Raw genomic sequence first — 16,319 nt, forward strand, 5'->3', positions numbered from 1 at the left:
ATGATCGAGATCCGCAAGCAGAACCCCGCCTTCGGACTCGGCACCTACACCGAACTGCAGTCCTCCAACCCTGCGGTCCTCGCCTTCCTGCGGGAGTACGAGGACGACATCGTGGTCTGCGTGCACAACTTCTCGCGGTTCGCGCAGCCCACGGAGCTGGATCTGCGCCGGTTCACCGGGCGGCATCCGGTCGAGCTGTTCGGCGGGGTGCGCTTCCCGGCCGTGGGCGAACTGCCGTATCTGCTCACGCTGGCGGGCCACGGCTTCTACTGGTTCCGGCTCCGCGAGGACGCCGCGTAGTCCGGCCGGAGTGGGGCGGCGGGCGGTTTCCGCCGCCCCACCCGGGGCACGGTTGAGTAACACCCCCGACGATCCGGGGAAAGGACGTGACGCCCATGGCGGAAACGGTCACCCCCTCCGGCACCACCCCGTCCGGCACCACCACCCCCACCGGCACCACAGCTCCACTCCTCGCCTCCCTCGACCCCCTGCTGCGCGAATGGCTGCCCCGGCAGCGCTGGTTCGCCGGGAAGGGGCGCGCGGTCACCGGGTTCACTCTTGTCGCCTCGACCGAACTGCTGCCTCCCGAAGGCAGGTTGGGGCTCTATCACCTGCTGCTGCGCGTGCATCAGCCCGCCGCGCCCGGCGCCCCGCCGCAGCCCGACGACTGCTACCAGCTCCTGATAGGCGTGCGCGAGGCGCTGCCGCCCCGGCTGGCGCCCGCGCTGATCGGCCACGTGCCCTCGGGTCCGCTCGCCGGGCGCACGGTGTACGAGGCACTGCACGACCCCCGGCCCGCCGAAGTGCTCCTGGAGGCCCTGCGCACCCGGGCCCGTATCGGCGGCCTCGCGTTCGAGCGCGCGGAGGGGCAGGAGATCCGGGACGGTCTGGTGGCCCGGCTGCTGACCTCCGAGCAGTCCAACTCCTCGGTGGTGTACGGCGATACGTTCATCCTGAAGCTGCTGCGCCGGGTCACCCCGGGGGTCAACCCCGATCTGGAACTCCCCCTCGCCCTGGCCCGCGAGGGCTGCGCCCGGGTACCCGCGCCGGTGGCCTGGCTGCACACCGAGCTGGACGCCGAGCCGTACGTCCTGGCCGTCCTCCAGCCGTACGTCAGCGGCGCGGCCGACGGCTGGGAGCTGGCGCTGCGCGAGCTGGCCAAGGGCGAGGACTTCGCCGCCGAGGCGCGGGCGCTGGGCCGGGCCACCGCCGAGGTGCACACCGCGCTCGCCCGCGCGCTGCCCACGGTCACCCTCGGCCAGGCGCAGCTCAGGCAGCTGGTGGACGGCATGACCGAGCGGCTGACGGCGGCCGTACGGGCGGTGCCCGCGCTGCGTCCGTACGAGCCGGGGCTGCGCGCGGCCTACGCGGCGCTGGCCGACCTGGCCGCCGAGGGCCGTACCTGGACCGCGCAGCGGGTGCACGGCGATCTGCATCTGGGCCAGTGCCTGCGCTCGCCGTCCGGCGCCTGGTCGCTGATCGACTTCGAGGGCGAGCCGTCCCGGCCGCTGGCCGAGCGGCGGCTGCCGCAGCCCGTGGTGCGCGATGTCGCCGGGATGCTGCGCTCCTTCGACTACGCCGCCCACTCGGCGGGCCCGCCCGCGCCCGAGTGGGCGCACACCTGCCGGTCCGCCTACTGCTCCGGCTACGCCGAGGTCGCGGGCCGTGATCCGCGCACCGATCCGGTGCTGCTGCGCGCCTACGAGACCGACAAGGCGGTCTACGAGGTCGTCTACGAGGCCCGGCACCGCCCCGAGTGGCTGCCGGTCCCGCTCTCGGCCGTACGCCGCCTGGCCACCCCCGACCCGGCTTGACCCCGACCTCCCCCTCACCCGACCCGCCCGGGAGAACCGTCCGTGACGCCCAAGAAGCGAGCCACGTCGAAGAACAAGTCCGCCAAGAACCAGACCGGCGGGGCGGCGAAGGCCGCCAAGCCGGCCAAGCCGAAGCCCTTGAGGACCCCGCAGGTCCCGGAGGTCGCGGAGGCCGCCAAGGGCCCGGCGATCCCCCAGGCCCGCGCGCCGCGGGACGCCCCGCGGCTGCCCTCCCCGCGCACCGAGTCCGCTCCGCCGACCGCCCCGCCCGCCGTCTCCCCCGCCCTCGACGCGGACGACCGCGCGCGGCTGCTGCTCGGCACCCACCACGACCCGCACGCCGTCCTCGGCGCCCACGCGGTCCCGGGCGGCGTCGCCTTCCGTGTCTTCCGCCCGTACGCCCAGGCGGTCACCGTGGCCATCGGGGAGGTCCGGGCGCCGCTGCACGACGACGGCGACGGCTTCTTCTCCGGCCTGCTGCCCCTGACCGACGCGCCGGTCTACCACCTGCTGGTCACCTACGACGGCACCGTGCACGAGACCGAGGACCCCTACCGCTTCTGGCCCACCCTCGGCGATCTGGACCTGCATCTGATCGGGGAGGGCCGCCACGAGGAGCTGTGGAAGGCGCTCGGCGCGCGGGTCATGACCCACCAGGGCGTGATGGGCACCCGCTTCTCGGTGTGGGCGCCGAACGCGCGGGGCGTGCGGGTCGCGGGCGGCTTCGACTTCTGGGACGCGACCGGGTATCCGATGCGCTCGCTGGGCTCCAGCGGGGTGTGGGAGCTCTTCGTGCCCGGGGTCGGGGAGGGCGAGCTGTACAAGTTCGAGATCACCCGGCCGGACGGCTCGCACACCCTGCGCGCCGACCCGATGGCCCGGCGCACCGAGGTCCCGCCCGCGACCTCCTCGGTGGTGGAGGTCTCCCGTCACGAGTGGGACGACGCGGAGTGGATGGCGCGACGCGGCGAACAGGCGGTGCACGAAGCGCCGTTCTCGGTGTACGAGGTCCATCTGCCGTCCTGGCGTCCCGGGTTGACCTATCGGCAACTGGCCGACCAGCTCACCGCGTACGTGAAGGACCTCGGCTTCACCCATGTGGAGCTGATGCCGGTCGCGGAGCATCCCTTCGGCGGTTCCTGGGGCTATCAGGTCACCGGTTTCTACGCCCCCACGGCGCGTCTTGGCACCCCGGACGACTTCAAGTACCTGGTGGACCGGCTGCATCAGGCGGGCATCGGGGTGCTGATGGACTGGGTGCCCGCGCACTTCCCGCGCGACGAGTGGGCGCTGGCGGAGTTCGACGGGCGCCCGCTGTACGAGCACCACGATCCGCTGCGGGCGGCTCATCCCGACTGGGGCACGCTGGAGTTCGACTTCGGGCGCCGTGAGGTGCGCAACTTCCTCGTGGCGAACGCGGTGTACTGGTGCGAGGAGTTCCACATCGACGGGCTGCGCGTGGACGCGGTCGCCTCGATGCTCTACCTCGACTACTCGCGCGAGCCCGGCCAGTGGACGCCGAACGAGCGGGGCGGCCGGGAGAACCTGGACGCGGTGGCGTTCCTCCAGGAGATGAACGCCACGGTCTACCGGCGCTGCCCGGGCGTGGTCACCATCGCCGAGGAGTCCACCGCCTGGGACGGCGTGACCCGCCCCACCCACCACCGGGGCCCGAGCGGCTTCGGCGGTCTGGGGTTCGGGCTGAAGTGGAACATGGGCTGGATGCACGACTCGCTGGAGTACATGAGCCACGACCCCGTGCACCGCAAGTACCACCACCACGAGATGACCTTCTCGATGGTGTACGCGTACAGCGAGAACTACGTCCTGCCGATCTCGCACGACGAAGTGGTCCACGGCAAGCGGTCGTTGGTCTCGAAGATGCCGGGCGACTGGTGGCAGCAGCGGGCCGGCCTGCGCGCCTACCTGGCCTTCATGTGGGCCCACCCGGGCAAGCAGCTGCTCTTCATGGGGCAGGAGTTCGCCCAGGGCGCGGAGTGGTCCGAGGCGCACGGCCCCGACTGGTGGCTGCTCGACCCGTCGTACGGCGCCGCCCCCGACCACCGGGGCGTACGCGACCTGGTGCGCGACCTCAACACCCGGTACCGCGCCACCCCGGCCCTGTGGCAACGGGACACCGACCCCTCGGGCTTCGCCTGGGTCGTGGGCGACGCGGCCGACGACAACGTCCTCGCCTTCCTGCGCCGCGACGCCGAAGGCACCCCCCTCCTCGCCGTCTCCCACTTCGCCCCGGTGGTCCGCCACGACTACCGTCTCGGCGTCCCCGACGACATCCCCGCCTGGCACGAGACGCTGAACACCGACAGCGCCGCCTACGGCGGCAGCGACGTCACCAACCCGGACGTGATCAAACCGGAGCCCCAGCCGTGGCACGGCTTCCCGGCGAGCGTCCGGCTGACGCTGCCGCCGCTGTCGACGGTGTGGCTGCGGCCGGCCTGAACCGGGCGCGCCCCGGACCGACCTGTGCCCGGTCCGGGAGACGGGTGCTCCCGGACCGGTGCCGTCACGCCGCGGCCGGGGCCAGCCCCGCCGGCAGTTTCTCGCTGTGCAGGATGCCCAGGCGCTGGGTCGCGCGGGTCAGCGCCACGTAGAGGTCGCTCGTGCCGTAGTCGCCGGGTTCCACCACCAGGACGGAGTCGAATTCGAGGCCCTTGGCCTGGCGGGGGTCCAGGAGGACGACGCGCCGGGTCAGGTCGGGTTCGGCGCCGGCGGTGACGCCGTCGAGGCGGGCGGCGAGGGCCGGGTGGAGGTGGCGTGGGGCGATGATCGCCAGGCGGCCTTCGTCCGGGGTGAGTTCGGCGGTCGCTTCGGCGACGGCGCCGGGGAGGTCGTCGGTCACCTCGCGCACCCAGGGCCGTACACCCGTCGAGCGGACGGAGGCGGGCGGCTCGAAGTCGGGGTCGGTGGCGCGGACCACGCCCGCGGCGAGGTCCATGATCTCGGACGGGGTGCGGTAGTTGACCCCGAGGCGGGTGTGCTCCCAGCGGTCCTCGACGTAGGGCGCGAGGATGTCCGACCAGGAGCCGACGCCCGCCGCCTCGGCGGTCTGCGCGGGATCACCGACCAGCGTCATGGAGCGGGTCGGGCTGCGCCGCATCAGCAACCGCCAGGCCATCGGGGAGAGTTCCTGCGCCTCGTCCACGATGATGTGCCCGAACGCCCAGGTGCGGTCGGCGGCCGCGCGCTCGGCGGCGCTGCGGTGGTCGGCCTCCTCGTGGCGCTCCGCGAAGCGCTCGGCGTCGATGATGTCGTGCGCCGAGAGCACCTCGGAGGCGTCGGCGTCCTGCTCCTCCTTGTCGTCGAACTCGTAGGTGCGCGAGGCGTACGACACGTCCAGCACGCCCTGCGCGAAGGCGATCTGGGTCTCCCGCTCGCGTTCCGCGCGGGCGCGGGCCATCCGGTCGTCCTCGCCGAGGAGTTCGGCGGCCTCGTCCAGCAACGGCACGTCCGCGACGGTCCATTCGCGCGTCTCGGGACGGCGGATGGCGTCGGCGTCAGCCGCCGGGAGGTGACCGTCGGGCTCCGCGAGGAAGTCCGAGATCAGCCGGCGCGGGGTCACCCGGGGCCACAACTGGTCGATGGCCGCCCAGACTTCGGGGTTCTCCGCCAGCTCGTCGCGGATCTGGGTGATGTCCGAGGGGTCGAGCAGGCTGGTGCCGTCGTAGGGGTCGGTGCCCACGCGCTCGGCGTACAGCTCGGTGAGCGCGTTGAGGATGTGCCCCTCGAAGTGCTCGCGGGCGACGTTGTGCGGCAGGCCGGTGGCGCGGGTGCGCTCGCGGGCGACGCTCACCAGGCCCTGGTCGAGCATGAGGATCTCCCGGTCGTGCTCGACGGCGATCACCGGATCGGGCAGCGCCTGCCGGTCGCGTACGACGGCGGCGATCACGTCGGCCATCTCCGCGCGGCCCTTCACGGCGGCCGCCTCCGGGGTGTCCGTGGCGGTGGCCCGCACCCCGGGGAACAGCTCCCCGACGGTGGCCAGCAGCACCCCGGTCTCGCCGAGCGAGGGCAGCACCTCGCCGATGTAGCCGAGGAACGCCGGGTTGGGGCCGACGATCAGCACGGCGCGGCGGGCCAGCAGCTCGCGGTGCTCGTAGAGGAGGTAGGCGGCGCGGTGCAGCGCGACCGCGGTCTTGCCGGTGCCGGGGCCGCCCTCGACCACGAGCACGCCCCGGTGCGGGGCCCGGATGATCTCGTCCTGCTCGGCCTGGATGGTGCGCACGATGTCGCCCATGCGTCCGGTGCGCGCCGAGTTCAGCGCTGCCAGCAGCACGGCGTCGCCCGTGGGGTCCTCGTGTCCGGTGCGCTCCCGGTCCCCGAGGTCGAGGATCTCGTCGTGCAGGGAGGTGACGCTGCGGCCCTCGGTGGTGATGTGCCGGCGGCGGCGCAGCCCCATCGGGGTGTGCCCGGTGGCGACGTAGAAGGGGCGGGCGACGTCGGCGCGCCAGTCGATGAGGACCGGGGTGCGCTCGGTGTCCTCCTCGCGCAGTCCGATGCGCCCGATGTGGTGGGTGGTGCCGTCGGACATGTCGATCCGGCCGAAGCAGAGGGAGCCGTCGACGGAGTTCAGCGCGGCGAGCAGCCCGGAGCGCTCGGCCACCAGGATGTCCCGCTCCAGCCGGGCCTGCTGGGGCTTGTCGCCCTGCGCGAGGGCGTCCTTGACCGAGGTCTCGGCCTCGCCGCGGAGCACGTCCACGCGCTCGTACAGTCCGTCGATGAATTCCTGCTCGTGCCGCAATTCATCGTCCGGAAATCCCGTGTTTGACAATTCCACTCCCGCCCGCATATACTGTGCTCACTGAACTTCTCCGCGATCTCCTTTTCGGAAGTCGCGAATCAACAAATATACATAAGGAAATCCCCCGAGCGCAATTGCTCGGGGGATTTCCTTGTGTCCGTGCGGTCGCGAAGGGCGCCACGGGGGCTCTCACAGCACGTCGGCCAGCTCCTGAAGCAGCCGCCGCCTGGAACGCGCTCCCACCATCGACTTCACCGGCTCACCGTCGCGGTAGACGACCAGCGTCGGCGCGGAGAGCACACCGTGCGCCAGCGCCGTCGCCGGATTGCGGTCCACGTCCACCTGGACCACCTTGAGCCGGTCGCCCTCACTGAAGGCGATCTCCTTCAGCACCGGCGCCATCTGACGGCACGGCCCGCACCAGTCGGCGGTGAACTCCACCAGCACGGGCAGCTCGGAGCCGATCACCTCCGCCGCGAAATCCGCGTCCGTCACCTCGTCCACTCCGCTCGCCACGCTCATCGCGGCCCTCCCAGCTCGCACGAAGGCTCCGGACCTCCCGGAACCAGCGACTCGGCGGCCAGCTCCGCACGCGCCTCCTCGGCCCGCCGCAACTGCCCCGCGACCGTCTCCCGCACCGCCGCGAGCTGCCCGATCAACTCGTCCAGCTCGCCGAGCTTGCGCCGGTAGACCACCAGCGAGGCGGGACAGGAGTCGCCCTCGGGATGCCCCGCCCGCAGACACTCCACGAACGGCCGCGTCTCCTCCAGCTCGAACCCGAAGTCCCTCAGCGTCCGGATCTGCCGCAACACCCGCAGATCCCCCTCGTCGTACTCCCGGTACCCCTGCGCGTCCCGCCGCGCGGGCAGCAACCCCCGCGCCTCGTAATACCGCAGCGCCCGGGTCGTCGTCCCGGCCCGCGCGGCCAGCTCGCCGATTCGCATGTCAGGGACGGTAGGGGTTGACGCGGGGGTCAAGGCAACCGGTGACCCCGTAGTGGCCGTGGCCTGAGACATGTCGTGGTCGGGCCAACTCGGCGATCTCACCCCGAAACCCTGCGCACACATGCTGTCATTGCCCTGTGGATATTGATCGGTTTTTCGCCCTGGGCCCGGCTGCGCCTTTCGAGGTGCACGAGGTGTTCACTGATCGTCAAGTCCCCTTGGCAGCCTTCCGGGAACGCTGCCTCGCCCAAGCCTCTCGAAGCTGGACGCCCACCGAACTGATGGACTTCCAGCGCCCGGCGGAGAACCTCCTCACGTTCATCGGCCTCGGCGGAGTGGGTAAGAGCACCCTGCTCCGGCAGGCCGCACAGCTGGCAGCCACCGGCCAAGCAGCCGGTCTCCCCTCCCGCAGCGCCACGGCACACATCAACTTCGCCGACCCTGACGCACTCGGCTTCGAGGCGGTGCTCCTGCGCATCCGGGCTGCCGTCGGATCACTGGGCCGCAGCTGGCCCGCCTTCGATCTGGCGCTCGCCCTGTACTGGGAACGCAAGCACCCGGGCGAGAATCTCGTGACCTTCCTGCGTCGGCATGACGCGGCAGGTGCGGCGTCCGCGCGCGTCGCCGACCAGGTCGCGAACACCGTGGACCAGATGGCCGGCGGTTTCGGTCTCGTCGGTCTGGGCTACCAGTTGCTGAAGCTGGTCGGGCAGAAGGCCGCGCAGAACAACCGCGTGAAGCATCTGATCCGGGAGTTCCCGCCCTTCGAGGCGCTGATCAACGAGGTCGACCCCGACCGGATGCTCGGGTACCTGCCCGTCCTTCTGGCACGCGACCTGGAAGCCCATCGGCGCGGGGAGCCGACCCTGGTGCTCTGCCTGCTCGACACCTTCGAGCACGTCCAGGTCCTCCCGCCCGAGCGGGGCGGCCTGGAGGACCTGGTCTCACGCCTCGTCTATCTCATGCCCAACGTCCTCTTCCTCGCCTCGTCCCGGCGCCATCTGACCTGGCACGACCCGGTCCGTGCGACAGCACTCGTCTACGGCGGGCCGCAGCGCTGGCCGGGCCTGCGGGCACCGGACCAGGCCGAGGATTCCGCTCCCGGCGGCGACCAGGTCGCGCTGGAAGGCTTCGACGATCCCCAAGCGGACGAATACCTTCGATCTCGTCTTACACGCGACGGCCGACCGGCGATTCCGCAGCAACTGCGCCGCCGCATCATCGAAGGCTCCGTCGGCTCACCCCACTACCTCGAACTCTCGGCCTCGCTCTACGAGCAGATCGCCGCCCGTGGCCAGACTCCGGAGGAAGAGCTCTTCGGTCTTCCCTTCCCCGAGCTCGTCGTCCGTCTCATGCGGGATCTCGACGTGGTGGACCGGGACTTGCTGCGTGCCGCCGCCCTGCTGCAGGCCTTCGACCCGGAGACCCTCGCCGCCGCCCTCCCGGGAGTGCGCAGGCGTCGCATCGAGGACTTCCTGCAACGCGCACTGGTGCTCTCGGACGACACGACCTGGCCCGTCTCTCGCCTGCACGAAAGCCTCAGGCAGGCTGTCAACACGTGCGACGACCATACGCCGGACGGGTGGACTCCCGAGGAGCGTCGGCAAGCGGCGATCCGTGCCGTGGGACACCTCGCCGGGTCCGCGCTGACGGAGCACCGAGGACAAGGCACCGCTTGGGGCCGTCGTGCCACCGCCGCGACCTACCTCCCCCGAGCCGTGTCCGCGTTCCTGCTCAGCTTCCAAGCCGCCGTCGAGCACCGGATCCTGCCTCCCGACCTTGGTCAACTCGCCTATGTGCTCTATGAACTCGGACAGTGGCAGGTGCTCTTGGGGCTACCGGAAATCCCGGGTGACACGGCGGGGGAACTGATCCGCCTGCGGGAGACAGCCCGGATCTCGGCCGACACGAACCTCGAAGCCCGTGTGCGCCTCGCCCAGCTCCAAGCGCTGCCGCGCAGGGAAGGCGACCCGTACGCCGCGTACGGAGAGGTCGTGCGGGGAAACCTCGCCTTCTCCTGCGGGGAACTCGACGAAGCCGAGCGAGCCTTCACCGGCGTCGTCAACGAAGCCGAACCCCTCGGCAGCGAGGCACAGCTCGGACTGATCGGCCTGGCGCTCCGCACCAGCCGGTTCACCGCCCCCTTGCTCGCGGTGAGCCCGGCGCTGGAACCGCGGATCGCCCAGAGCGGTTCCGCCGACGCACTGGGCCACCTGGAGCTGCACAACGCGAGGTTCCAGCGTGCGACAGAGCACTTCGGCCGAGCGCTTCGGCACGCCCGCGAGGCCAGATCCGTCCTATGGACCGCCCGCGCCACACGGCATCTCGCGCTGACTCACATGTGGCTCGACCCCGACACGGCGGCCGCCTTCCTCACCGAGGCCCGGGACCTCAACAGCAGACTGGGCGACACCATCGGTCTCGCCCAGTGCGACGTGGCGGACGCCCTCGTCCACGCGCACCGCGGCCGTTGGTACCGAGCCGAGCAACTCCTCGACCGGGCCAGGGCAGGCCACGCCGTCGCGGGAGTTACCTTCGATCTCCTCCCGATCGAGGCCGTCGAAACGCTCATACTTCTCGGGCAGGGCAAGCTGCCCGACGCCCGGCACACGGCGCGAAGCCTCGCCACGGCGGCACATGCGGATCGCCCTCTCGGACCACCTGTCTGGACGGCGATCACCGAACTCTGGACGGCACCCGACAACCACGTCGCATTCGCTTCCATCGACTGGATCGAGGCGGAGACCGCGCGTCAGCGCTGGCAAGCACCCCTGGACAGGCTGCTTGCCCGTCACCGGCGAGGGGAATGACTCAACCCGTGCCACGACGCCTCACCCGCTGCGGCCCCCTCGACCTCGGCGACACCCGCGCCCTGTTCCCCACCGACCGCGTGCCCGAGTGCCAGGTTCAGGCGGCCCTGGCCGCGGCCACCAGGCGGCCGGCCTATGACGGTCCGCCCCTCGGACGTGACTACAACGGCCCAGTCGCCTTTGGCACCGCGACCATCGCCAAAGCCCAACACCGACTTCACGAACTCCTCGGCACCGCGCTCTGGTTCGCGGCGATCAGACCGGTCACCGGCATACCGGTTCCCGCACTTCTGGATTACGGCGTCACCTCGGAACGAGACGGCAACCGCTGGTGGCTGGTCCTGGAACGGATCCACGGAAGCGTCGTTCGCCACCCCACCCCGGCACAACAGCACAGCCTCGGCGAGGCACTTCGCAGTTGGCACGAACAAGTGCCCCTCGCCGGCCTCGCTCTCGACGACCCCGGAGGTCTCGGCGTCATGCTGGGCAGCGCGCGGAAGTTCCACCCCCAGGTCTACCCCGCCTTCGCCGAGCTTCTGGCCGCAACCAGCCGCGGCCTGGAGATGACCGCTGTTCACAGCGACATCGCCGTGTCCCACAACACGCTCACCACCGAGAGCGGACGCCTCGCCGGAATCCTCGATCCCGGAGCGATTCACATTGCGCCACCCGAGTTCGATCTGGCTTGGGCTCTCGCTGTCGACCTGCCCCGCGGCGCACCCATGGCGCCGCTCCTGGACGCCTATGGCCGGGACGGATTCGACCAGTCCGCTCTCGACGCGCTGTTGCCGCTCTTCCAGTTCCGGCGGCTCCTCGACTGCTACCTCGTCGACGAAGTGGAGGACGCCCGTTGGCTCCATGACCACCTCAGCCACCGCGCGCCACACTTGCTGAGCCTTCCCGGAGTTCCCGCTCCGTTCTGAGCCCGCCGGGACTGATCACAACCCCGCCGACTCCTCCACCTCCAGCAAAGACGCGCTGCGGCGTTCCTCGTCGAATTTCCTGCGCCCGCCCCGCAGCCCGAACAGCCGCTTGGTCAGGAGGATGTAGAGGACGGCGAGGATGTTGAGGGTGAGGGTGGCGATCTTGACCCAACTGATGTGTTCGGTGAGTTCGTAGATCTCCAGGGGGAGGAAGGCGGCCGTGGCGACGACGGTGAGGTACTCCGCCCAGCGCTTGGCGTACCAGAGGCCGACCGCTTCGATCAGTTCGATCAGGGCGTAGGCGAGGAGGACGCCCGCCACCACCAGGAGGGTGGAGTGGCGGTAGCCGAACGCCTTCTGGATGGAGCCGACGACCGGGGAGTGGTCCAGGTCGTAGTGGAAGTGGCGGAAGACCGGGCGGAAGACATCGAGGTACTCGTCGAACAGGCGACGCACCGCGTCCTGGCTGTTGCTGAACTTCCAGACCGCGACCGCCACCAGGACGATGAACACCCCGCGCAGCGCCCGTTCCACGGCGAGGAAGCGCAGGACGAACAGGTCCCGCAGCACCTTTCCGCGCGGCACCAGCGGAGCCTCCGACGCCGGACCGGAACCGTGCGGCTCGCCCGGGGTGAAGTCGCCGCAGCGCAGGCAGCGCCAGATGTCGCCCAGTTCGGTGCGGGCGTGCAGGCGTATGCGGAGCCTGGGGTCGTCCGGCGCGTAGGTCACATGGCCCTTGCGGGCGCAGGTCCGCCGGTTCCAGTCGATCTTCATCCCCCGTACCTCCGTATGACGTGCCGTGCCGTGCCGGTCCCGCGGAATCGCGGTTCCGGCACGGCACGTTAGTGGATCGTGGTGCGTCAGTCGGCCGGGGCGGTCACTTGGCCGCGGTTTCGGCCGGTTCGGCAGCGGGGTCGGGGGCGGATTCGGGCGCCGGTTCCGATTCCGGTGCCGGTCCCGGTGCGGGCTTCGGCTCCGCCGCTACGGCATCCTTCGCGTCGTTGGCAGCCTCGGCAGACTCACCAACCCCGGCAACCTCGGCAACCTCAGCCGTCTCGACCGCCCCCGTCTTCTCCCGCCCCGGCAGCAGCACCGTCACCATCACCGTGCCCACCGCCAGGATCACCGCCCCGATCAGGCTCGTGTGCGCCACCGCGTCGGAGAACGACGCGCCGACCGCCTCGGCCATCCGGTGCGCACCGGTGGCGAGCTGGGTCGCCTGCTGCTTGAGCTGGGCCGCCTGCTGGGGGTCGGTCGCGGCGGCGGCCTTCGCGGCGAGGGAGTGCGCCTTGTCGCCGATGCCCTGCGCGACGGCGTAGCCCGCGCCGACGGAGTCCCGCGCGGTGTCCAGCGCGTTCGCCGGGAGCCCGCTCCCCTTCGTCGCGGACGTGAGGTGGTCGCCGTAGGAGGTGGCGAGGAGGGAGCCGAGGATCGCGATGCCGAGCGAGCCGCCCAGCTCAAGCGAGGTGTCGTTGACCGCGCCGCCCACGCCCAGCTCGGACTCCGGGAAGGAGCCCATGATCGCGTCGGTGCAGGGCGAGAGGGCGAGGCCGATGGCGAGACCCAGGACGACGAGGGGCGCCACGAAGTCGCCGTACGTCGAGCCCGCGTCCACGCGGGTCAGCAGTGCGAGCGCCACCGTGCCGCCGACCATGCCCGCGCCGACCGTCCAGCGCATCCCGACACGCGGGGTGAGCCAGCCGGTGAGCGCCGAGCCGACGAAGACCGCGCCGGCCAGCGGCAACATGCGGACGCCGGTCTCCAGGGCGTCGTAGCCGAGGACGAACTGGAGGTGCTGGGTCAGGTAGTAGAAGGCGCCGAAGACTGCCAGGAAGAACAGGGCGACGGCGAGGTTGGAGCCCGCGAAGCGGCGGTCGGCGAAGCGGCGTACGTCCAGCACCGGGCGGGGGTGCCGCAGCTCCCAGCCGACGAAGGCGATCAGGCCGAGGCCCGCGACGACCGCGGCGGTGACGGCCTTGGTACCCCACCCGAAGTGCGGCCCTTCGATGATCATGTAGACGAGCGCACCGACCCAGACCACGGACAGCAGACCGCCGACGTAGTCGATCCGTTCGGCGTGCCCCGCCTTGGACGGCGGCACGAGGACCAGGGCGGCGACGATCGCCACGGCCGCGATCGGCACGTTGATCAGGAAGGTGGAGGACCAGCCGTGGTCGCGCAGCAGCGCACCCGCGACGACCGGTCCGGCCGCGATGGCGAGGCCCGCCGTGGCGGTCCACAGGGTGATGGCCTTGGCGCGCTCGGCGCGCGGGAAGGTCGCCGCGAGCAGCGAGAGCGTGGCCGGCATGATCAGCGCGGCGCCGAAGCCCATCACGGCACGCGCCGCGATGACGGTGGTGGAGCTGTCGGCGAAGTACCCGAAGACCGCGCCCCCGCCGAACACGGTGAGACCGAGGATCAACGCCCCGCGGCGGCTGTACTTGTCGCCGATCGCGCCGAGCAGCAGCATCAGCGCGGCGTACGGAACGGTGTAGCCGTCGATCACCCACTGGAGGTCTGCGCTGGACAGCCCCAGGTCGCGGGTCATGTCGGGAGCGGCGACCGTGAGGGCGGTGTTCGCCATCACGATGATCAGCAGGCTGAGGCACAGCACGAGCAGTGCCCACCAGCGCCGGGGGTAGGGACGCCCCGTCCTCTCGACCGGTTCGTTCATGACGAGTCGCATGACAGGGGTGACCTTCCTCGACGGCGTGCGCGACGGGACAACCTGCGCGGCATGGACTTGCACAGGGGCGTGCAATTGCACAACCATGTGCAATGTACGTCGTTGCACAACGCTGTGCAAGTCGAGAGGGTGTGCACAATGACTGCCATGACCACGGGTAACCCAAGCCGCGCCGACGCCAACCGGCGCCGCATCCTCGACGTCGCGCTCGCCGAACTGCTGCGTGACCCCGAGGCCTCGATGGACCAGATCGCGCGCGCGGCGGGCGTCGTACGGCGCACGGTGTACGGGCACTTCCCGAGCCGGGAGGCGCTGATCGGCACGCTCGTGGACGAGGCGGTGCAGGTGCTGACGGAGACCGACGCGTTCGCCCGCGCGGACGTGACCGACCCGGCGGAGGCGGTGGCCCGCTCGGTGCTCACGGTCTGGGAGATCGCCGACCGCTACCGGCTGCTGGTGGCGCTCGCCCAGCGCACGGTCACCGTGCAGGGCATCCGCGACCGGCTCGGACCGCTGCGCACGGAGAAGACCCGGCTGCTGCAACGCGGCCTGGAGGACGGCACGTTCGTCTCCCCGCTGCAGCCCGCGGCGCTCGCGCTCGTCCACGAGCAGTTGCTGTTCGCGGTGATGGAAGCCGTGAACGAGGGCGCGCTCCCGGCCGAGGAGGCGGGGAGCGCGGCGGCGGTGACGATGCTCACGGCGGCGGGGGTGCCGGCGGAGCGGGCGGTGGAGCTGGTGGAGCGGGCGCGGGGCGACGTGTAGCCCCCCCTTGTGAACCCTGCGGCAGTGACGTGCGACTGTGAACCCCGCAGCCTCGACGGCCGGACGCCCGGCCCCGGTTCAGGCGGGTCCGGGCGTCCGGAGTTCACGAAGCGCTTGCTGGTTGACCGAGTTCACAGACGGACGGCCCGTGTCGGAAAGTCACGGGACGGCCGGCCCGTGAAGTCGGCCAACCGGCGGAGCCGTTACGCCGAGGCCAGCTCCTTCTCCCCGCCCCCGGGCTTCTGCGGCTCCCGCGCCGCCCCCTCACCGTCGCCGTCGTCGAGCAGCGTCGTCTCGTCGAAGGGCAGTTCACCGGAGAGCACCCGCTTGACCCGCTCCGCGTCGATCTCCTTGGTCCAGGTGCCGATCAGCACCGTCGCGACCGAGTTGCCCGCGAAGTTGGTCAACGCACGCGCCTCGCTCATGAAGCGGTCGATACCGACGACCAGCCCGATGCCGTCCACCAGCGCGGGCTTGTGCGACTGGAGCCCGCCGGCCAGCGTGGCGAGTCCGGCGCCGCTGACGCCCGCGGCGCCCTTGGAGGCGAGCAGCAGGAAGAGCAGCAGCGGGATCTGCTCGCCCACCGACATGGGCGTACCGAGGGCGTCGGCGATGTAGAGGGACGCCATGGTCATGTAGATCATGGTACCGTCGAGGTTGAAGGAGTACCCGGTCGGCACGGTGATGCCGACGACCGCCTTGCTGACGCCGAGGTGCTCCAGCTTGGCGATGAGCCGGGGCAGCGCGGACTCCGAGGACGAGGTCGACAAGATCAGCAGGAACTCGCGGGCGAGGTACTTCATCAGCAGGAAGATGTTCAGCCCGGAGACGATCCGCAGCAGCGCGCCGAGCACCACGAAGACGAACAGCACGCAGGTGACGTAGAAGCCGAACATCAGCACGGCGAGACTCTTGAGCGCGTCGAGCCCCGCGGAGCCGACGACGGCCGCGATGGCGCCGAACGCGCCGACGGGCGCGGCCCACATGACCATCGCGAGGATGCGGAAGACCAGCCGCTGGATGTGCTCGATGCCGCGCAGCACCGGCTGCCCGGCCGCGCCCATCGCCTGGAGCGCGAACCCGGCGAGCAGCGCGATCAGCAGGGTCTGGAGGACCTGGCCCTCGGTGAAGGCGGACACGAACGTGACCGGGATGATCGACAGCACGAAGTCCACCGGGGGCAGCGCGTCGGCGGACACCTGCGCGTGGCCGCTCTGACGGAGCGCCTCGGTCAGGTGCAGCCCCTCGCCCGGGTGCAGGACGTTGCCGACGACCAGGCCGATGGCGAGCGCCACCAGCGACATCACGGTGAAGTAGCCGAGTGCTATGCCGCCGACCGCGCCGACCTTGGCGGCCTTCCGCACGGAGCCGATGCCGAGCACGATCGTGCAGAAGATGATGGGCGAGATCATCATCTTGATGAGGTTCACGAAGCCGGTGCCCAGCGGCTTCAGCTCGACACCGGCGTCGGGCCAGATGAGGCCCACGGCGATGCCGAGTGCGACCGCCACGATGACGGCGATGTACAGGTAATGGGTGCGGTCCCGCTTCACGGCGGGTGCGGCAGGTGCCGTATCGGGGGTGCTGGCGGCCACGGCTGCCCTCCTTGACGTCTTCGTCG

Annotated in this window: 12 protein-coding genes; 6 read left to right on the top strand and 6 right to left on the bottom strand. The window is 71.1% G+C overall.

Going from position 1 to position 16,319, the window contains the following annotated elements:
- The 3 genes from ACWEEU_RS15965 to glgB all read left to right on the top strand — a co-directional run.
- A partial coding sequence (locus ACWEEU_RS15965; protein ID WP_451732747.1) for an alpha-glucosidase C-terminal domain-containing protein occupies window positions 1–300 on the top strand: 300 nt, incomplete at its 5' end.
- A 95-nt stretch (window positions 301–395) separates the two neighbouring features.
- Complete coding sequence (locus ACWEEU_RS15970; RefSeq protein ID WP_451732750.1) at window positions 396–1,814, top strand: maltokinase N-terminal cap-like domain-containing protein; 1,419 nt, start codon at window positions 396–398, stop codon at window positions 1,812–1,814.
- A 42-nt stretch (window positions 1,815–1,856) separates the two neighbouring features.
- A complete protein-coding gene (glgB, locus tag ACWEEU_RS15975; protein ID WP_385747220.1) occupies window positions 1,857–4,274 on the top strand; it encodes a 1,4-alpha-glucan branching enzyme in 2,418 nt (805 codons plus the stop codon).
- Between the two features lie 64 nt (window positions 4,275–4,338).
- On the opposite strand, the gene ACWEEU_RS15980 is transcribed toward glgB, so the two are convergent.
- The 3 genes from ACWEEU_RS15980 to ACWEEU_RS15990 form a co-directional block, all read right to left on the bottom strand.
- Window positions 4,339–6,621: a HelD family protein gene (locus tag ACWEEU_RS15980; RefSeq protein ID WP_451732753.1), complete on the bottom strand. Its 2,283-nt coding sequence runs from the start codon at window positions 6,619–6,621 to the stop codon at window positions 4,339–4,341.
- A gap of 141 nt (window positions 6,622–6,762) precedes the next feature.
- The gene (locus ACWEEU_RS15985) at window positions 6,763–7,095 is read right to left on the bottom strand and encodes a thioredoxin family protein (RefSeq protein WP_385747224.1); all 333 of its coding nucleotides are present in this window, start codon (window positions 7,093–7,095) and stop codon (window positions 6,763–6,765) included.
- Window positions 7,092–7,517, bottom strand: a complete 426-nt coding sequence (locus tag ACWEEU_RS15990; RefSeq protein WP_385747226.1) for a MerR family transcriptional regulator — start codon at window positions 7,515–7,517, stop codon at window positions 7,092–7,094. The genes ACWEEU_RS15985 and ACWEEU_RS15990 overlap by 4 nt, the downstream gene beginning before the upstream one ends.
- A 218-nt stretch (window positions 7,518–7,735) precedes the next feature.
- Here ACWEEU_RS15990 and ACWEEU_RS15995 point away from each other — a divergent pair, with 218 nt between their 5' ends.
- Both ACWEEU_RS15995 and ACWEEU_RS16000 read left to right on the top strand, forming a co-directional pair.
- Complete coding sequence (locus ACWEEU_RS15995) at window positions 7,736–10,327, top strand: hypothetical protein (protein ID WP_451732757.1); 2,592 nt, start codon at window positions 7,736–7,738, stop codon at window positions 10,325–10,327.
- An 8-nt stretch (window positions 10,328–10,335) separates the two neighbouring features.
- The gene (locus ACWEEU_RS16000) at window positions 10,336–11,250 is read left to right on the top strand and encodes a phosphotransferase family protein (protein WP_451732760.1); all 915 of its coding nucleotides are present in this window, start codon (window positions 10,336–10,338) and stop codon (window positions 11,248–11,250) included.
- A 15-nt stretch (window positions 11,251–11,265) separates the two neighbouring features.
- On the opposite strand, the gene ACWEEU_RS16005 is transcribed toward ACWEEU_RS16000, so the two are convergent.
- The gene (locus tag ACWEEU_RS16005) at window positions 11,266–12,024 is read right to left on the bottom strand and encodes a DUF2127 domain-containing protein (protein ID WP_451732763.1); all 759 of its coding nucleotides are present in this window, start codon (window positions 12,022–12,024) and stop codon (window positions 11,266–11,268) included.
- 103 nt (window positions 12,025–12,127) lie between these two features.
- Complete coding sequence (locus tag ACWEEU_RS16010) at window positions 12,128–13,936, bottom strand: MFS transporter (RefSeq protein ID WP_451732766.1); 1,809 nt, start codon at window positions 13,934–13,936, stop codon at window positions 12,128–12,130.
- 147 nt (window positions 13,937–14,083) lie between these two features.
- Here ACWEEU_RS16010 and ACWEEU_RS16015 point away from each other — a divergent pair, with 147 nt between their 5' ends.
- The gene (locus tag ACWEEU_RS16015) at window positions 14,084–14,698 is read left to right on the top strand and encodes a TetR/AcrR family transcriptional regulator (protein ID WP_451732769.1); all 615 of its coding nucleotides are present in this window, start codon (window positions 14,084–14,086) and stop codon (window positions 14,696–14,698) included.
- Window positions 14,699–14,901: 203 nt separating this feature from the next.
- On the opposite strand, the gene ACWEEU_RS16020 is transcribed toward ACWEEU_RS16015, so the two are convergent.
- Window positions 14,902–16,293 carry a cation:dicarboxylate symporter family transporter gene (locus tag ACWEEU_RS16020; RefSeq protein ID WP_385747238.1) on the bottom strand — a complete coding sequence of 464 codons (1,392 nt, stop codon included), beginning with the start codon at window positions 16,291–16,293 and terminating at the stop codon, window positions 14,902–14,904.
- Window positions 16,294–16,319 lie beyond the last annotated feature (26 nt).

This window comes from Streptomyces sp. NPDC005004 (assembly GCF_053600675.1).

What these genes read in the sequence shown, in the direction of transcription:
- ACWEEU_RS15970 (WP_451732750.1), top strand. Translation starts at nt 396, where the DNA reads ATGGCGGAAACGGTCACCCCCTCCGGCACCACCCCGTCCGGCACCACC.
- ACWEEU_RS16015 (WP_451732769.1), top strand. Translation starts at nt 14,084, where the DNA reads ATGACCACGGGTAACCCAAGCCGCGCCGACGCCAACCGGCGCCGCATC.
- ACWEEU_RS15980 (WP_451732753.1), bottom strand. Translation starts at nt 6,621, where the DNA reads ATGCGGGCGGGAGTGGAATTGTCAAACACGGGATTTCCGGACGATGAA.
- ACWEEU_RS16005 (WP_451732763.1), bottom strand. Translation starts at nt 12,024, where the DNA reads ATGAAGATCGACTGGAACCGGCGGACCTGCGCCCGCAAGGGCCATGTG.
- ACWEEU_RS15990 (WP_385747226.1), bottom strand. Translation starts at nt 7,517, where the DNA reads ATGCGAATCGGCGAGCTGGCCGCGCGGGCCGGGACGACGACCCGGGCG.
- ACWEEU_RS15985 (WP_385747224.1), bottom strand. Translation starts at nt 7,095, where the DNA reads ATGAGCGTGGCGAGCGGAGTGGACGAGGTGACGGACGCGGATTTCGCG.
- ACWEEU_RS16010 (WP_451732766.1), bottom strand. Translation starts at nt 13,936, where the DNA reads ATGCGACTCGTCATGAACGAACCGGTCGAGAGGACGGGGCGTCCCTAC.